The 18,681-nt window shown below is 53.9% G+C and carries 14 protein-coding genes; 2 read left to right on the top strand and 12 right to left on the bottom strand.

The window, feature by feature from the left end:
• Window positions 1-4: 4 nt before the first annotated feature.
• The gene (locus A8710_RS08790; RefSeq protein ID WP_068859761.1) at window positions 5-508 is read left to right on the top strand and encodes a DUF2505 domain-containing protein; all 504 of its coding nucleotides are present in this window, start codon (window positions 5-7) and stop codon (window positions 506-508) included.
• A gap of 23 nt (window positions 509-531) precedes the next feature.
• Here A8710_RS08790 and A8710_RS08795 read toward each other — a convergent pair whose 3' ends face one another.
• Window positions 532-1,497, bottom strand: coding sequence for an alpha/beta fold hydrolase (locus tag A8710_RS08795; RefSeq protein ID WP_068859763.1), 966 nt, complete (start codon window positions 1,495-1,497; stop codon window positions 532-534).
• A gap of 19 nt (window positions 1,498-1,516) precedes the next feature.
• Complete coding sequence (locus A8710_RS08800; RefSeq protein WP_068859765.1) at window positions 1,517-2,719, bottom strand: sterol desaturase family protein; 1,203 nt, start codon at window positions 2,717-2,719, stop codon at window positions 1,517-1,519.
• Between the two features lie 161 nt (window positions 2,720-2,880).
• Between A8710_RS08800 and A8710_RS08805 the strand changes: the two genes are divergently transcribed.
• Complete coding sequence (locus A8710_RS08805; protein ID WP_068859766.1) at window positions 2,881-4,917, top strand: DUF1302 domain-containing protein; 2,037 nt, start codon at window positions 2,881-2,883, stop codon at window positions 4,915-4,917.
• A gap of 2 nt (window positions 4,918-4,919) precedes the next feature.
• On the opposite strand, the gene A8710_RS08810 is transcribed toward A8710_RS08805, so the two are convergent.
• From A8710_RS08810 to lpxB, 10 genes are all read right to left on the bottom strand, one after another.
• Window positions 4,920-5,948, bottom strand: coding sequence for an AraC family transcriptional regulator (locus tag A8710_RS08810; RefSeq protein WP_082968760.1), 1,029 nt, complete (start codon window positions 5,946-5,948; stop codon window positions 4,920-4,922).
• Between the two features lie 66 nt (window positions 5,949-6,014).
• Window positions 6,015-6,923 (bottom strand): PhzF family phenazine biosynthesis protein, encoded by a 909-nt coding sequence (locus tag A8710_RS08815; protein ID WP_198341644.1) that lies wholly within the window; start codon window positions 6,921-6,923, stop codon window positions 6,015-6,017.
• Window positions 6,924-6,990: 67 nt separating this feature from the next.
• Window positions 6,991-7,767: a hypothetical protein gene (locus A8710_RS08820; RefSeq protein ID WP_068859770.1), complete on the bottom strand. Its 777-nt coding sequence runs from the start codon at window positions 7,765-7,767 to the stop codon at window positions 6,991-6,993.
• A gap of 111 nt (window positions 7,768-7,878) precedes the next feature.
• Window positions 7,879-8,085 (bottom strand): cold-shock protein, encoded by a 207-nt coding sequence (locus tag A8710_RS08825; RefSeq protein WP_068859772.1) that lies wholly within the window; start codon window positions 8,083-8,085, stop codon window positions 7,879-7,881.
• A 182-nt stretch (window positions 8,086-8,267) separates the two neighbouring features.
• The gene (locus A8710_RS08830; protein ID WP_068859774.1) at window positions 8,268-10,895 is read right to left on the bottom strand and encodes an ATP-binding protein; all 2,628 of its coding nucleotides are present in this window, start codon (window positions 10,893-10,895) and stop codon (window positions 8,268-8,270) included.
• A 107-nt stretch (window positions 10,896-11,002) separates the two neighbouring features.
• On the bottom strand, window positions 11,003-12,364 hold the full coding sequence (gene tilS, locus A8710_RS08835; RefSeq protein WP_068859776.1) for a tRNA lysidine(34) synthetase TilS: 1,362 nt from the start codon (window positions 12,362-12,364) through the stop codon (window positions 11,003-11,005).
• Window positions 12,361-13,323, bottom strand: a complete 963-nt coding sequence (locus A8710_RS08840; protein ID WP_068859778.1) for an acetyl-CoA carboxylase carboxyltransferase subunit alpha — start codon at window positions 13,321-13,323, stop codon at window positions 12,361-12,363. The genes tilS and A8710_RS08840 overlap by 4 nt, the downstream gene beginning before the upstream one ends.
• A 79-nt stretch (window positions 13,324-13,402) precedes the next feature.
• A complete protein-coding gene (gene dnaE / locus A8710_RS08845) occupies window positions 13,403-16,864 on the bottom strand; it encodes a DNA polymerase III subunit alpha (RefSeq protein WP_068859780.1) in 3,462 nt (1,153 codons plus the stop codon).
• Window positions 16,861-17,493, bottom strand: coding sequence for a ribonuclease HII (gene rnhB, locus A8710_RS08850; protein WP_068859782.1), 633 nt, complete (start codon window positions 17,491-17,493; stop codon window positions 16,861-16,863). Before rnhB ends, dnaE begins: the two co-directional genes overlap by 4 nt.
• Complete coding sequence (gene lpxB / locus A8710_RS08855) at window positions 17,490-18,674, bottom strand: lipid-A-disaccharide synthase (RefSeq protein ID WP_068859784.1); 1,185 nt, start codon at window positions 18,672-18,674, stop codon at window positions 17,490-17,492. The genes rnhB and lpxB overlap by 4 nt, the downstream gene beginning before the upstream one ends.
• Window positions 18,675-18,681 lie beyond the last annotated feature (7 nt).

Consider the following 18,681-nt stretch of genomic DNA (forward strand, 5'->3'; position numbering starts at 1 on the left):
GCGTATGAAGTTTCGTTGTGACCATGCTTTCGAAGCGCCCATTGAGCGTGTCTTGGCGATGTATACCGATGCGGCCTACATCCCTGCCAAGTATGCGGTCATGGGCCTGCGGGAGGTCAGTGTAGTGCGCCGCGATCAGGATGAAGTGCATCTGGATGTCACCCACCGGTTCCTTGAGCAGGCCAGCATTACGATACCCGCAATGGCTCGCAAGCTCATCGGAGACAGTGATTGGTTTTACGTGGCGCAAACGGAGCGCTGGCACTTTGCCAGCCTGACCGGTGAGCTCATAGTAGACATTGAGCCCTTTAAACAGTTCACGAGCATTCGCTGTGATATGAAGTTACTGGCCACCGCGAGTGGCTGTGTGAACCAAATGCATTGGGATGTGACCTGCTCCGTACCGCTCCTGGGCGGCACCCTGGCAAAGTTCTTGGCTGACGATATTCAGCGAAAAACTCAGCGCGATGGCGACGTAGCGCGCCAACTTTTGGCCAGCCACTACTGACGCCGCTCACGTCATCAGAGTGCCTAGCGGCGCGCGAGAAACGCCAGTGCATCGGCAACGGTTTGCTCCGGAATTTCTTCCATGATGACGTGGCCTGCGGGCGCATAAACCCTCAGTTCATCGTTGGGCATGAGCGCCGAGAAGGCTTGTGCCACGGCCAAGTTGCGATGCGTGTCCTGATCTCCCCACATCAACAGCGTGGGCTGTTGAATGCGCTGCAAAGAAGCCGCAGCTTGCGGAATCACCTCATCGTAGGTTTTCATGATAGCGGTAAAGGCTCGGCGATTCCCCTCACGCAGCATTAAATCGTAGTAGCGATCTTTATTGGCCTGAGTCAACTTGGCAGGTCGTGCATAGACATGCTCTAAGGACTGCTCTACCAATGATTTAGGTGTGATGTACCAAGAAAACACACTCGATACCGGCCACTTCGCTAGCTTTAAACCCAAATCAAATGCCTTCGCCTCAGGCACATCGTAATCCAGTCCACCCGGCGACAGCAGCACCAATTTAGCCACACGCTCAGGCGCATGACGGGCATATTGCCACGCGTACAAGCCTCCCAAGGAATTGCCCACCAAATGTGTTTGCTTCAACCCCAGCCGGCCGTGAAACGCATCTAAAAAGGCCATCATACGCTCATGACCGTAATCGTTATCGGGGAACGGGCCGGTTAAACCGAAAGCGGGCAAGTCCAAGGCAATCACACGATAGTGCTTTGCCAGCTCCCGCTGCCAGACCGCCCAGGTGTGCAAGGACGCACCCGCGCCATGCAGCAGCAACACCGTTTCTGCCCCCTGAGGGTTGCTTTCTCGGTAATGCACGCTCAATCCCTCAATCGTGACGAAGCGTGAGTCGGGATAGCTATAGTGCTGAATCAGTTGCTCTACCGGAATGTCGTCAACAGCCCCAATGCCGAATCCGAAACCCGCCAGCAAGATGGCGCCAAGCCCCAGCCAACGAAGACGCTTTGATGTGCTCAATGACATGACCAACTCCGGTACTGAATTACTTCACATGAAAGTCTTTGGTGATGGGGGGCGTATACGACACATGCCCAAACACGCAGCGCCAACGCACACGCCAAGGCTTGTTGTGCCAGAGCTCATAGAGCACTTGCATGATTCCAGAGAGCACGAGTTTTACCGGACTGTGAGTGAGTTCAGGATTGCCCCATAGCCCCACCCTTGGCGCCGTCGGCACGAGGGGTTGATACGTTTTAAACAGGCGGTCCCAGAGCATGAGGAAACCGCCGGCAATATTCACGTTATTGGTTTTGTTTTGGTTGTAGGGCGAGCTGGCATGATGCAAGTAGTGGTAGACACCATTGCCGCCGAGATAACTACTCCAGCGAATAAAGCGACTGCGAATGCCATCTTGGTACATCTTGGTTTGGTGGCCGAAAATTTCCGGAATCCACATCACAATGTGATAAGCAAAAATTTCTGCGTAGAGCGGGCGCTCATAAAACAGCTTACTGATCGTGCCAAAAATAAATACCTTGGGTACGACCAAGACGAGAAAAGCCGGGATAGAGGCGATCACCACGGTGGTCGTCATGCCCACCAGAATGGGCGGCATGTGGTGAAAACGATGTAAAACCAACCACAGCACACGGTTGTGATGGCAGAGTCGGTGTATCCAATAATGGAAAAAGCCTTGCAGCTGATAGACCAGAATAAAGGCCACCAGCAGCGGTAACTGAACCAGCGTTGGCACTTGCTCAATTTGTTGATTAGACCAAGTCACGAGGTTCTGAACGAGTTCAAAGCCTTGCTGAAAGGTGTAACCCTGAGTCACGCCAATGGCGCCAATCAACGCCGTCGTCACCACCACAAAAATAATGTTCAGCGTATTGGCGGTAGTAAACAGAACCAAGGTCTTCAGTGGTAGCTCAGACCCAGCATGACTCACACGCCAATGCCCTAAGGCAAGAATCCAAGTGCGAAAGAGCAAATGAATAACCAATACGCCCAAGAGAATGTTGGCCAATACCGGGTATTCGCCATACCACAGACTCACCATGGCCTGAACCTGCTCCACCGTGAACTCATCACCTAGGCCAAAACCCAACCACGCGCCTGGCAACAGCAGAATAAAGGTCAGCGGAAAAATACAGGCAAAGCCAATAAGAGCAATGCGCTCGACAATCCGCCACCGCTCTGAAATATCCGGAATTTCGGCAAAAAGTGTGGCAAAAACCTTATTCATGACCGCTCCTGTGGTGCTTTAGCTCAGGCATGTTAGGCAGTAGCACATCACCTCGCATTGGCCTGTAAGCGGATGGCTAAGCGCCTCGCGACCAATGAAAATTGCCCATGAGCTACTTAAAGTCCAAGTCAATAAAACAACCTCGGAAAGAGAGTCCAACGATGCATCGCATTGCACTTTTGATTGGCATAAGTGTGCTATCTCAACAGGCCATTGCTCTTGAGGGTGAATGGAATGAGATTCGATTTAATTTTAAATCTACCGTGACCGCAGGCTTGGCCATCCGAGCAGAAGAGCGCGACTTAGATCTGGTCGCGAAATTATCTGTGCCCGGGCAGCGCGGTAATGACCTCTGTAGTAATGCCAATAACGGTTGCTCCACGGTGGAAGGCAACGCTGCCCTTATTCGCGCCCGGGGTCAATTCGGCGGAGTGAATGCGGATGACGGCAACTGGAACTACGAAAAAGGCGATATTACGGATTCGTTAGTTTTGTTTAGCCCTGAATTCAAACTCCAACGCGGCGATATCAAAATGGAGTTCTCCGGGCTGTTCTTTTATGACCCAGTAAACGCGGACTTCACCGAGTTCCATGCCGACAATACATATCAGCCGACTCACACACTTCGCGAACAAGAGGTGGTCGATGCCTATGCTCGAGGCGGCGAACTTCGCAAAGCCTTCGTGCAAGTCGATCAAGACATTCTGGGACAGTCTTTTAGCCTGAAGGTCGGACGGCAAGTCCTACCCTGGGGCGAAGCGCTAACGGTTTTATTTAATAACTTAAATCAGCTCAACCCCTTGGATGCAAATGCTGCAGCTCGTCCCGGCTTCCAAGTTAGCGATGTGTCAGTGCCTGTTAATATGGCCGTACTGAGCTTTCCTATTGGCGATAGCCTGTCGGCTGAATTTGTTGCACCGCTTGAATGGCGTCCAGTGAATGCCCCACCCCACGGCAGCTTCTCGGCGATTTCGGACATTCCTTACAACCACTTCATTACGCTGGGTGGCAACATTCATGAAGACCCTAACTTCGAGTCCAAAGTCTATTACCCAGCCAGCTTAATATCCTCCAGTAGCTACACCTCCAAACTCATGCCCTATGATTACGGTAATGCGTCCAATAAAGGCCAATACGGTGGACGACTCACCTATGTCGCGGACTGGCTCAACGATGGCACCGAAATTGGCCTGCACTATTTGCGCTACCATAGTCAGCTGCCCTACTTGAGTGGCTTTGCCGCTAAGAGCACGTGTATTCGCCCAACGACCACCAACATTGCAATGGCTCTCGTGGATTGTGGGGGGTTTAAGGGCAGTCTATTCCAGGGCGGCCAAGAGCCCTTGCCGATTAACACCTCGATATTTTTCTTGGACTATCCAGAAAATATTGATCTATTTGGTTTGAGCTTTAATACCAATGTCTTTGGTGTGGCACTGTCGGGGGAGTATGCCTATCGCCCCAATATGCCACTGCAAATTCATACCACGGATGTGGTGTATGCCTTAACTCAACCGGCGCTCCCCAAAAATGAAATTAACGGGGGGGTTGCCACACTGCCTTCACGAGACCGAGGGCTGCCTTCCTATTTAGCGGCATACCGAGGCGGCATTGAGCCCGAGCAGCTGGTGCGGGGCTATGAACGCTTCCCCGTCAGTAATGTTTCCATTTCCGGCCTGAAGTTATTCCCCAATAATCCGTTTGGTGCCGACGACATGATCAGTATCTTGGAGTTAGGCGCCACCTATGTTCACCGCATGACGGACTTTCACGTGTTGCCGCTGAATGGCCCCGGCGATAACACTCACCCCAGTGCAGGTGCTGATGGCACCGGCAATGGCAGTGGCAGCACCGCCCCGGACACAGGCCGCCTCACCCCAACCACGCAGACGTTTAACATTCCCACGGCGCTGTCTTACGGCTATCGCACGGTCAATCGCTTGATTTATCACAAACTCATTCCCGGCGCGGTCTTTGAGCCTACCCTTACGTTCTTCCATGACCTCAAGGGCATTACCCCTTCGCCGGCCACGAACTTTGTTCAAGGCCGCCGATCAGCCTCATTAACCATGCAATTACGCTTCCCCAATGAGCTTTTACTTGGCGCCGGTTATGAGGCCAAGTTTGGCGGCAGTGAAAAGGAAAATATTGAAGCCGATCGTGATCGCATCGTGCTCTACAGCACCTTCAGCTTTTAAGCTCAATGCTCCGGGTTGGTTAGGTGACGAGAGCGAAAGGCCACGGGCGTTTCGCCGTCACTCCAGCGCTTAAAGGCGCGATAAAATGTGCTGGGCTCAGAGAAGCCCGCCTGTAGCGCGATATCCGTAATGCTGGCTTGGTTTTCTTTCAGCTTCGAAATAACAAAGTTTTTACGGCAGGCTTCGCGCTCTTTCAGAAAATGCGTGCTCATTTTTTCCAAGCGATACTTCAACTCCGCTGGCGTCAAACTCAAGCGCTGACTCACTTGCTCTAGGGTAATGTCCCCTAAAGGCAGCATTTCAGTTATCACGTGCTGGGTCAGGTTCAATAAATCAACATCTTCCATTTTTCGAAGCACGGAACGCGCGTACTCCTGATGCGCGCGCAGCAAGCTTTCATCGGGAGTCGCAAAGGGAATGTTCAGCATGTCTGGGTGAAAATACACCCGATGCTCATCACACCCAAAAAGCACCTCACAGCCATACACCTTGGCACGATCACCTAAGCCTGCAGGTGCTGCACACGCAAAATGAATCTGTGAAGGGACAAACTGGTTGTTTGTCAGTTCGGCATAAAGTTCAAGCAAGCCCAAAATCAAACATTCAAAAAAATGCCGGATGCCCTGCACCTCAGCACTTGGCGAGCGAACTTGAACAAAAATGCCTCGCTCATCTTGCCCCGTACTCCACTGCAAGGCATCTGAAACTAAGCGGGAAAATTGCATATTGCCGTACAAGGCGGCACCGAAGTTGGGGTAACTGAAGTGCAGTGTGCTGAAAATATTGCCGCGACTTGAAGGCAAATATTGCCCCAGCTTGAAGCCGATGTCGGGATCGCCGGTGTAGGCCTCAAGCACAGGCCAGAAAAAACGATGCGCGTCATGACTGAAACTAAAGTCGTGCTGCCTCACCTGTTCAGACGAGAGGCCAAACTGCCGAAACAATCCCTCAGCGTCATAGCCGGCGAGACGCATGGCCTCATAGAATTTAGCCGCAAAATGACCGCGATCTATCATCGACGGATTAAACATACGCTCATAACCATCACTTATGTGTACAACTTCAAACTCAGCCTACTCGAATCCAGTGCCCATCGTTTAGTTGGGAAACAGTAACTCGCCCTGCCCCATTTTGATCACATTGCCCCCTAAGCGACATCGCAAGGCACGCCCTGGGCGCTTATCAAACTCGGCATGCAAAATACTCTTGCGGGTGGTCAGACTGCCACGATCGATGGAAAACGTATGCGTACCGTCTGTGACATCGGCTTGAGCAGCCAAGTAAGCAATGAACTCGGGCATGACACTGCCAATCGGGGGAACGGCATCGCGAGCCTGCTCAAAACTGAGTAAGCGCCCATGGAATTGGGTCTTGCCAGTAATGCTGCCCGGGGCAAAGAGAAACAACTGCGGCGTGTAGACATGACCGGCTAAGTCAGCCCAACGCTCCGAATTTAAACTCGCCGCTAAGACATGCTCAGGGCGTGTAAACGGAATGATCAACACCGGATGATCCACGCTGACAATTAACGGCTTGTATTTACTGAATGAAATATGGCGCTCTTCCGTGTTTAGCATCGCTGCCAACTGAGTCAGAGTGGGCACATAGTGATCCACACTGGGACTCAACGTTCGCGAAAACTGAATCGCGCCCGGGCCACCTTCTGAGTGATCTATGAAGCTACTAATTTCCTGCGTTTGCTGACTAAATTTTAGGGTACTGAATCGCCCCTCGGGTGTACCCATGCCTTTTTCATAGGCAATAAAAGAGGCCGCTAAAATTGTGTGCGCACCAAAAAGGCACGGCCCCTTACTATTGAACACACTGGCTGGGTTCTCTGTTGCAGCGGCATCAATGAAAACGGTTTCTGTCTGCTGAAACTCGCCCGCTAACGCCTGCTTATGCGCATCGCTAAGTGCTGCTCCCTCCGACCAAACCACAGGCACTTGCACGCCTTGAAATGGCGCGTCAGCAAAGACATCTAAGAGTGAATACGTGAGGGCCATGATGGCTTTCCTATGATGAGTTGAAACACGGCATACCTTGCAATGTATCAACCCAATAGGACACTGACTACAGCGGCTCTAGTCCTTTCAGACCAACTACCTTCATCGGATATTGCTGGCCGCGATACAGCGGATATCGATGCTCTGTGGCCTGAGGATCAAAGCTGTCATTTGGCGAGGCAATCGTCACCATACCGAAAAAGCCCTTGCTGTTAGGTACTTTCTCCGCCATGAATTTCACTTTTTCTGCCCAACCAGCCGGCATGGGCGCATCACGGTGGGGAAAGCGTAAACCCCGAATCACAATCCAATTCGGATGGCCATCTGCACTACGAAACCAAATGGCTGGTGCACCCTGAGGGTCTACTTCGGAAGCTAAAATGGGCAGGTCATACTTCTCTAAGTGCATCATCATGGCTTGAGTGGCACAGCGCTGAAGCTCCCAGTCAGAAATAACAACCAGTTCCTCCGTTACCAAGCGCTCAGGCTCAATCGGCGTATCAAAGTCCAGCGCAAACAAGCTATAGCCCTGACCCAAGGGTTTGAACTGCCCATCTTCGGAACGCGTCATTAAAAGCAGGCAAGCAATTCCATTCGCCTCTGCAGCCAACTCTTCCAATGCCTCTAAAGAGCCTGGGCTTTCAATATCTTCTTCCGCCGAGGCCACCAACATGAAGAACAACCGATTGCCGAGTCGAAACGACAAATGATCTCGGAAAGGGAAATTGAAGTCGGTGCGCAGCCAATCTAAGGTGTCGCCACCCACGTGCTGGAGATGTTGGCGTGCCGCACGAAATAACTCAATAAACTCTCGGCTGACTTCTGGGACTTTTAGTTCTTGCATATCCGCTCATTGAAATTTTAGACAAAAAAAATCGGCAATGACTGTTTAGGTCATCCACCGATATTTTCCAACGCGTTGAGGATGAACTCAACACGCTACATTACGGGCTGGTTAGAGCGCCACAACGTTGTTTGCGCAAGGACCTTTTTGGCCTTGGCCGACGTCAAACGAAACCGCTTGACCTTCGTTCAGTGTGGCATAGCCACCACCGTTCTTGATTTCGGAATGGTGTACGAACAGGTCTTTGCTGCCGTCTTCAGGCGTAATGAAACCAAAACCTTTGTCCGCATTGAACCACTTCACTGTACCTTTGCTCATGTTCTACTCTTTAATAATTGGCTGTTTGCAACACAGCCATTATAGACACTACGGGCAAATTAGCTCGTTAAATAATAAAACGGCTGAAAGCCGCCTGTAGCTTGAGTTTCAGCCCATCAACCAAGATAAAAACAGCGTTTTGCAGAATTTAATTTTAGCCAAAAGGACGATTTAATCTGCATTTATGGCTGCGCTTGCGTCACCACAATGGGTAGCTCAATGAAGAAGGTACTGCCCTTAGCAACGGTCGAGACAAAATCGACACGACCACCCATGCGCTCAATTAACGACTTGCAAATACTCAGGCCCAGCCCCGTCCCCCCTTGCTGTCGTCGATCGGAGCTATCCACTTGTGCGAAACGCTGAAAAATTTTATCCCGGAACGATTCCGGAATACCTTGGCCCCGGTCTGTGACGTTGATCTTTACCTGGTGGCCATGCGTTTCAACCACGAGGCTCACTTCACCCCCTGGGGGCGAAAACTTGATTGCATTCGACAGCAGATTCGCCATGACTTGGTGCAAGCGCAATTTATCGACCCGGACTAGCGTTCCTGGAGCTAGATCCTGAACATTCAAATTCAAAGTGACTTTATATTTTTCGGCATAACCCTGACTATGATTCATAGCTTCATGCAAAAATGGAACAAGAAAATGCTCTCTTAAATCCAAACCAACCTGGCCACTTTTTAATTTCTCTACATCTAAAATATCATTTATCAAGACATTTAGCCTATCGGCATTTTGCAACGAAATATCCATTAGCTCGTTGCATTCCTTACTCACCTCACCAACAACACCCATCTTAATTAGTTCTAGCGTTCCTTTAATAGATGTTAGCGGCGTACGTAACTCATGACTGACCGTCGCCAAAAACTCACTCTTTAAACGTTCCACTTGCTTTCTTTCTGAAATATCTCTTAACAAACAAATATATCTATGTCGATTAGCTAAATCATAGTGGCTTAGAGCTAATTCTAACTCTATGCTTTCGCCATCTAACGTTAAACCAAAACATTCAATATTTTCGCCAAAGCTCTTTTCAAGATCCTTAAACGTCAATGATTTTAAACTTGGCAAAATATCTAATACCTGTCGCAGGGCTATTTCTTTTTGCGAACCTTTGAATATTTTTTCAGCCGCTGGGTTAGCTAGTTCAATCCTGCCCTGCTCTGTGAAAATCAAAATAGCGTCAGCTGCATTCTCTAAGATTGCACTGAGTTCCATGGTTTGCCTGCGCACCTGTTGCCGAACCAGCTCTGCTCGGCCAGAAAGGATTAGTAAGAATCCGCCCAGCATGGCTGAAAGCACTAGGCCGCCTGCAAGCACTGTCCATGACTGCAGGCTTTTATGTCTCTGCAGATAAGCCTCCGTCGGAGAAATCTCAAATCTTAGCTTACGCCCACTAAATTCAAAGGTTTTATTAAAGGTAAAACTAGCTGCATAGGGCGAGTTTTTATTTAATTTCTCTTCATAAATATCCGCTGATGCAGCGTCGGTAATATCACGCAATGCCACACTATAATTTTTTCTATCAACACCACCAAATGTGTAATCAACAATCTCACTAGCATCAATAACCACAACTACAAAGCCCATCAACGTGGACTTTTCGTCGTTTGTATGTACGGCCTTTACCAGCAAAAATCCTGAACTCTTTGGGTTCTGCACCAAAGCAACCAGAGGACTAGCTTTTGAACCACGGGAATTTATTGCCGAGAGGAACGTGTATAATCTAGTTAAGTCTGAAAGCGGATTGTAACCCAGAAATCTATAATTAGAATTATAAGGTTCTATTAAGGTAATGGGCGCATAAAAATCTTGTTTAGGCGCATATATAAATCCACCCTTAGGATGGATTGCTTTTATCATAAAACCTTTATGTTTTTTTTGCTGTTCTCTTTCAAATCTCAGCCGTTGCTCATGAGGCACATAGACATTCCAGGTTAGAGCCATAATGCCTGGAAAGTCCTTAAAAATGGGGTTAACAAACTGTCTGAAATGATTGCTATCGATATCTGTTCTGGAGCTATGGTGTCGCTCAAGAAAGCTCACAATTTGCTCATATTGCAAAAAACGAAATTCTAGCTTTTGGGCGGCCAAGCGAGCTTCTTCTTTAAAGCTGAGTCGTTGCGCTGATTGCTCTGCAAGACTGGTTTGCAAAAACACCACAACAACAATGGCACTGGCGGTGACTAATGGTACACCCACCGTCGTGAGTCGCGATCGCCAAATGTCTCTGGGCTGAGCAAAAAAGATAAACATCAAAGGTGCAGCGATCAAGACACCGATGGAGTCGCCTATCCACCATGTCCACATACTAAAGGCGAGTTGCTGATGATCCATGAGGCCGGCGAAGTACAGCACTAACGGACCTAAGCTCGCGCTAATTAAACAAGACAGGGGCCCGCCAATGAGCAAGGTCCTGAATATGGCGTGTTCATCCACAAGCGCATTCGGAAAGCCCACAAATCGGCGGATTAAGTAACTAGCAATACTGCATTGCAAGGTTGTGCCCAGGGCTATGCCTGATGCCACCACTACGTGACTGCTATTGAGGTCCGCAAGACTGCTTACGGCGATGGTGAGGTTAAGAACCGTTGAGCCTAAAAAGACGCCCCATAACAGCGGGTAACCCCAAATGAGTACAGCTGCTAGGGAAATACCGACAGGGGGAAATATCGCAGTGGCAAATCCTGGCGGTATGGCTAGAAGAAGAGACAAACGGCCAATAACGAGGTAAGCCGAAGCCAGCAATAGAACGGCAACCAGCGTTCGAAGACTCCCCTGATTAAAGGCTGCTTTCAACATGCCCACCTTCTATGGCGTTAGCAAACGGAATGAGGTTATTAGCTTTTGATTATGCGGAATGCCACTGACCAGCCTAGGCTAGATTTGTTGCCTTGAGGTAAGTTTTGTTACGCGACGAGGGCGTGAGATGGCCACACTTGACCGTTAGGCAGGACTACACAAACCAGTATTTCATCGGCCCAAATACAGGCGATAGCTTGTCGCTGCCACGGTGGAATAGCCTGCTCTTGGCACCAGTGCTTAAGCAGGACATGATGCAAGCGACCTGCCGGACGCCAGCGTTCGCCTCCCTGCCTCGGCGCAATGCGCCATTGACTCTGCCAAAGCGGGTGATGCACCGCGAGACTAACGGGCAACCAACGTCGCCCTGCCCAGCTCAGTTCCTGCTGAGGATTAAGCCACCGGATGCCTTCGGGTAATTTGATCAAATCCGCGTCACGAATCAGATAAATTTGCCCATGGAAGCGACGCAATGACTGCGTAGCCCAGTGCAATACCGGATTGGCATCGTGGCGTGCAAGTAGTAGCTCGGCATGGACACGGGGCCAATAGGCCACAGGCAAAGGCCTCACCCCATGTAAGCACAACCATCGACTCAGCACGGCCTGAAGACTGGCCGCATCTAGTGCTAATAAGGCTTCAACAGCTAACGTGTCTTGTGATGGCTGCGTCGTTAACCAAATGTCCGCAAGTGAGTTTAAGGCCTGTGCTTGCTGCGCCACCTGTGCCGCACTGCGCGCCAACAGTGCCGCCGCTTCCGGCCAGCGAGATGTTAAGAGCGGCAAAACCTGGCCGCGCAACAGTGTGCGATCGAAACGTGCATCCTGATTAGCCGGATCTTGCACAGGCTGCAAAGCGGTCAGTGGCAGATGAGGCGCATGGCTATGGCAACACGCGACCGCACGGGGCAACCAGCGTGCGATGGTCTGCCGCGGCAAGGCCAGCCATGGACGCCAGCGGGCAATCTCAACAATCGCGCCTGACGACCAGGCGCTCACCTCCGCCATGCCCGACAATCCCTGCAAGCCCGCACCGCGCATCAGCCGCAATAAAAGCGTTTCCGCTTGATCATCCTGATGATGCGCCAGCAGTAGCGCCTCATGGGGCGCCATGGCTTGAGCCAAGGCGTCATAGCGAGCTTGTCGCGCCGCTGCTTCAACACTGGCCTGTTGAGCAACTCGCACGTGAAGTACTTGGCAGCACACGTTAACGGCAGCGGCTTGCTGAACCGCTTGTTCAGCCCAGCGGTCAGCATCAGCGTGTAAGCCATGATGAACATGCAGCGCGCGCAGGTCATAGCCGAGCTGAGGGGCAAGCTGAGCCGCAGCCAGTAACAAGGCTAAGGAGTCCGGGCCGCCACTCAGCGCTACGACTAGGCTGTTAATGGTGGGCGAATCTTTTCGACGCGCTTGCAAGAAACCTTGCAAGGCATCGAGGGGATGTTGGGATTGGTCGTTGCTCGCGCTCAAGCGATGGGTTGCGTGTTGCCGTAGCTCATCAGTCGCTCGTAGCGTCGATTGAGCAAACTATCGTGATCCAGCGTACGCAGCTTTTTCAGCTGACGCAGCAAGGCTTTACGCAGGTTGTCGGCCATCACATCCATGTCGCGATGAGCACCGCCCAGCGGCTCCTCCACCAGCTCATCAACAAAGCCCAGCGTGCGTAGACGCGTGGCGGTGAGATTCATGGCCTCGGCAGCTTCGGGGGCTTTCGCCGCAGTTTTCCAAAGAATAGAGGCGCAGCCCTCGGGTGAGATCACGGAATAGGTGCTGTATTGCAGCATCATCAGGCTGTCACAGACGCCAATAGCAAGCGCACCGCCGGAGCCACCTTCACCGATGACCGTGGAAATAATCGGCGTTTTCAGGCGCGACATCACCGCCAAATTACGCGCAATGGCCTCACTTTGGCCGCGCTCTTCCGCGTCAATGCCGGGGTAGGCACCGGGCGTGTCGATGAAAGTGAAAATCGGCATGCGGAAGCGCTCGGCCATCTCCATCAAACGCAGGGCCTTGCGATAACCCTCGGGGCGCGGCATACCGAAGTTGCGCTTCACTTTCTCGCGCACTTCGCGACCCTTTTGATGGCCAATGACCATGACCGGCTCGCCGAGAAAACGCGCCGTGCCACAGACCAGCGCGGCATCATCAGCAAAGGCACGATCGCCGTGCAGTTCGTCGAAATCGGTAAAAATGCGCTGAATATAGTCCAGCGTGTAGGGGCGTTTGGGATGGCGCGAGAGTTGCGAGACCTGCCAGGCGCTGAGGTTGGCAAAAATATCTTCCGTTAACTTCAGGCTCTTGGTGCGCAAGCGCGCCACTTCATCCTCAATATTGAGGCTGGTACCAACGCCAACGACGCGCAGGCCTTCAATTTTGGCTTCCAGCTCGGCAATCGGTTGTTCGAAGTCGAGGTAATTCGGATTCATGGTTGAGTCCTAGGGGTAATGGCTCGAGTGTAGCGGCATGTCGGTCTGCAATAAACCCTCATAAACGCAAGTTGCAGGCTCAATACAGCACCTGCACACCGGTGCCGTCCAAGCGCTGGCGCAGGCCGCGCAGCAAGGCATCAGACAAGTTCACGCGCCAGGCGCTACCGCCCTGCAATAGGGCATGAGCGGCAGGATGTTGCACGCGGAAGCGCAGACTGGCGCCGGATTGATCGGGCGCGGCGCGATGCGCCTGCAGCCATTCGGTGAGTTCATGCACGCCACGCAGACCAAGGCTGACCGGCAGCGTCAGCTCCAGACCCTTGCAATACTGATTGCGCGCCTGCGCCAGCGGCAGAATCTGCTTGGCCACGACCTTAAGCGCGCCCGCGTATTCATCCATAGACACCTCGCCTTCGATGACCAGCACGCCCTCGTATTGCAGCAGATGCCGCACCTGCTCCAGCATCTCACCGAAAACGGTGACTTCGACGCGACCGGTGCGGTCATCGAGCGTGAGGAAGGCGCGACTGCCGCGCTGACCCTTGACGATGCGATGCGCCAGCAGCAGGCCGGCAATGGTGGTGTTCTGACCGCGCCGAGTCGGCTGCAGATCGGCCAGACGCACCTGCACGAAGCGGCCCAGCTCGCTCTCGTACTGATCGATAGGATGGCCGGTGAGGTACAGGCCCAAGGTTTCCTTTTCGGCCTGCAGGCGCTCATCGTCGGTCCACGCCAGCGCATCCGACCACTCACCGGCTGGGCCGGCCTCGTGGACATCGCCAAAGAGATCGACCATGCCGATGTCGGCATTGCGCGCTTGCTGCTCGGCGGCGGCCACAGCGGCTTCAATCGAGGCCATGAGAATGGCGCGATGCTCGCCCTGCTCATCGAGCGCACCGGCGCGGATCAACGCTTCCAGCGCACGCTTGTTGAGGCGCTTGAGATCGACGCGACGGCAGAAGTCGAAGAGGTCCGTAAAGGGCCCACTCTCAGCGCGCGACACCAGCACTGACTCGATCGGCCCCTCGCCCACGCCCTTGATCGCGCCGAGGCCGTAGACGACCTGGCCCTGATCATTGGCCTGAAAACGGAAATTCGAATAGTTCACCGCCGGCGGCAGGATCTTCAGACCCATGGCCCGGCACTCTTCAATGAAGGTGACGATCTTGTCGGTGTTGGCCATTTCCGACGACAGCACGGCAGCCATGAATTCGGCGGGATAGTTCACTTTCAGCCACGCCGTCTGGTACGACACCAGCGCATAGGCAGCCGAGTGCGACTTGTTGAAGCCGTAGCCGGCGAACTTTTCCATGAGGTCGAAGATGCCGCCGGCCTGATTGGCATCGACGCCACGGCCGCCGGAGCCTTCCATAAACTTGACGCGCTCCTTGGCCATCTCCTCGGGCTTTTTCTTGCCCATGGCACGACGCAACATATCAGCGCCGCCCAGCGAGTAGCCGGCCAGCACCTGCGCGATCTGCATCACCTGTTCCTGATACAGAATGACGCCGTAGGTGTTCGCCAGCACCGGCTCCAGCTCGGGATGCGGGTAAGCCACATCGGCGCGACCATGCTTGCGGTTGATGAAGTCGTCGACCATGCCGGATTCGAGCGGGCCCGGACGATACAGCGCCACCAGCGCCACCACGTCTTCGAAGCGCGACGGCTTGAGCTTCTTGATCAGCTCCTTCATGCCGCGTGATTCGAGCTGGAACACGGCGGTGGTCTTGCCCTCGGACATGAGCTGGTACGGGCGCGGGTCATCGAGCGGAATGCGTTCGATGTCGATGGGCGCTTCGCCTCGGCGGGCGCGCTTGGCGTTGATGTCTTTCAGCGCCCAGTCGATGATGGTGAGCGTGCGCAGGCCGAGAAAGTCGAACTTGACCAGACCGACGGCCTCGACATCATCCTTGTCGAGCTGGCTGACCCACTTGCCTTCGTCGTCGGTGTAAACCGCCGTGAAGTCGGTGAGCTTGCCCGGTGCAATCAGCACGCCCCCGGCATGTTTGCCCACACCACGGGTGATGCCTTCGAGCTTGAGCGCCATCTCCCAGATTTCCAGCGCATCCTCGTGATCGCTGAGGCCCGGCGTGCTCAGCAGCTCCTCCAGCATCGGCTCCTGCGCCCGCGCCTCCAGCAGCGAAATGCCGGGCGTGAACGGAATCATCTTGGAGATGCGGTCGGCCAGACCGTAGGCTTTGCCGAGCACACGCGCAACATCGCGCACTACGGCCTTGGCCGCCATGGTGCCAAAGGTGATGATTTGCGACACCGCCTGACGGCCGTACTGATTGGCCACATATTCGATGACGCGATCGCGGCCTTCCATGCAGAAGTCGATGTCGAAGTCGGGCATCGACACACGCTCAGGATTCAGGAAGCGTTCGAACAGCAGGTCGTACTTGATCGGGTCCAGGTCGGTAATCAGCAGGGAATACGCCACTAACGAACCGGCACCCGAACCACGGCCCGGCCCCACCGGCACACCGTTCTGCTTGGCCCAGCGGATAAAGTCCATGACGATGAGGAAGTAGCCGGCAAAGCCCATCTGATTGATGATCTGCAGTTCAAAATCCAAACGCGCACGGTATTCGGCCTCAATTGCGGCCATGTCCGGGCGCTTGGGGTCAAACAGCTTGCCCAGCCGGAAAGTCAGGCCTTCATGCGACAACTGGGCAAAGTACTCGGCCATGGTCATGCCCGGCGGCACCGGGAAATCGGGCAGATAGCTCTTGCCCAGCGTCAGCCCGAGGCTGCAACGCCGGGCAATTTCCACCGTGTTCTCGATGGCCTCGGGCAGGTCGGCAAAGAGCTCGATCATCTCTGCCGGCGACTTCAGATACTGCTGGTCGCTGTACTCGCGCGGCCGGCGTGGATCGCCGAGCACATAGCTCTGGGCGATGCAGACACGCACCTCGTGCGCCTCATACTCTTCCTGCGCGATGAAGCGCACATCATTGGTCGCCACCACCGGGCACTGGCAGCGCTCGGCCAGCGCCACAGCCGCATGCAGGTGGTCTTCATCACCTTCTCGGCTGGTACGAATCAGTTCTAAATAGACTCGGGATGGGCACAATGCCAGCCAACTGCGTAACAGGCGATCGGCCTGGGATGCATCGCTGCCAAGCAAGGCCAGACCCACATCGCTGCCGCGGCCGAGCAGAAAAATCAGGCCGTCATGTTGGGCATTAATCCAGCGCCGCTGCACGATAGGTCTACCCTGCTCCTGGCCCTCGACAAACGCGCGCGAAATCAGCGCGATGAGGTTTTTGTAGCCCACCTCATTCATCACCAACGCGGTCACGAGCGAGAGGCTTTCACCGTCCCGGACCACCATGTCGGCACCAAAAATCGGTTTAATGCCTTTGCCCTGCGCGGCTTTATAGAACTTCACCAGACCATAAAAATTACTACGATCTGTCATCGCCATCGCGGGCATGCCAGCGGCAGCGCACGCCTTTACGGCAACATCAATACGCACGATAGAGTCGAGCAAAGAAAACTCGGAATGAACGCGCAGATGCACAAAGGCCGTCATGATTTACTCGAAAGCGAAAGCAGCGCCCTGACAGGCGCGAAGGAGCGACGATGTTCAGGCAATGGCCCTAGGCGTTGCAAGGCCTCGAGATGCGCTGGCGTCGGATAGCCCTTGTGTTTGGCGAATCCATAACCAGGATGTTGAAGTTCCAGTGCCTGCATCTCAGCATCACGCGCCACTTTCGCCAAAATACTGGCCGCACTGATGGCGGGCACTGTGGCATCACCTTTAACCACCGCTTGAGCTGGCATGGGTAAAGGGGGGCAGCGATTGCCGTCAATCAGCACTGAGGTTGGCGTAATCGGCAACGCAGCCACCGCCCGCTGCATGGCCAGCATGGTCGCCTGCAAAATATTGATTTGGTCAATTTCCGCCGGCTCGGCACGGCCCAAGGCCCAGGCCAGCGCCCGCTCACGGATTTGCTCGGCCAGATGCTCACGCTGTGTAGCGCTGAGCTTCTTAGAGTCGTTCAAGCCTGAAATAGGACGTGCTGGGTCCAAGATCACTGCGGCGGTCACGACGGCTCCAACGAGTGGCCCACGCCCTACCTCATCGACGCCGGCCAGTAACAGGGCATTCGGGTCTGGGGCGAAAAAATCGCTTTGCCATTGGCTCGCGTGACGACTCATGGCGCCAGGCGACTCGACAGTAAGCGCGCAATAGCCGCCGCCCCCGTGGCGCTCGCATCCTGCCGCAGGGCAAGGTGCAGTGCGTCATAGGCAGCTAAGGTTGTTCGCACCTTATCCGGCGAGTTAAGCCACTCGGCAGTCTCGCGGGCCAAGTTTTCTGGGGTGGCTTGGTTTTGCAGCAATTCAGGCACTAATCGACGGCCAGCCAGCAGATTAGGCAAACTCACGAAGGGAATTTTCACCAACCATTTCGCGATGAGCCAGGTCAGCCAATGCAAGCGATAGGCGACGACCATGGGCTTTTTCAGAAGCAGGGCTTCCAGCGTGGCGGTGCCCGACGCCAGCACAATCACATCCGCCGCCGACATCACCACGCGCCCCACATCGTTCCCAATCTGCTGATCAAAAATCGTTATGGGTAATGCGTCATGGGCCTCAACGGCGGCGCGAATTTGTTCGCTGCGCTCCGCATTAATGGCCGGAATCAGGAAGTTAAGCGTCGGAAACTGCGCATGCAAAATCTTCGCCGTCGCCAATAGCAGCGGTAGTAGGCTAGCCACTTCCCCACGACGACTACCCGGCAACAACGCCACGGTTGCAGCACGCTCGGATGCCGTCGAAGGCAGCCCGAGACGGACTTGCGCGGCCATCGCATCTGGCACGAGTGGCAAGGTATCCGCCAGTGGGTGCCCAACAAAGACCGCCGGAACGGCGTGTTTGTCGTAGAAGGCTTTTTCAAATGGCAGCAAGCACAACATCAGATCGACGCTGGCGCGAATGCCCTTGACCCGTCCCTGACGCCAAGCCCACACGGATGGGCTGACATAATGGATGGTGGGGATACCCGCGGGTTTGAGTGCGGCGGCGATGCGCAAATTGAAATCGGGGGCATCGATACCAATAAAGGCATCAATTTTTTCTGCTTGCAGGCGCTCGATCAGCTGGTCGCGAACCGCAAAAAGCTCGCGTAAACGCCCTAACACCTCAACCAAACCCATGACCGACAATCGTTCCATGGGCACTAAGGTTTCAGCACCTTCGGCCAGCATTTGTGGGCCAGCGATGCCAATAAATCGGGCATTCGGAAAGTGAACTTTCAGGGCTCGAATGAGCCCTGCACCAAGGAGGTCGCCTGAGGCTTCACCTGCGACGATGCCAAAGACCGGTGTCGCCGACGACATGGTTACG

Source organism: Perlucidibaca aquatica (assembly GCF_001676655.1).
In the GTDB taxonomy this organism is placed as follows: Bacteria; Pseudomonadota; Gammaproteobacteria; order Pseudomonadales; family Moraxellaceae; genus Perlucidibaca; species Perlucidibaca aquatica.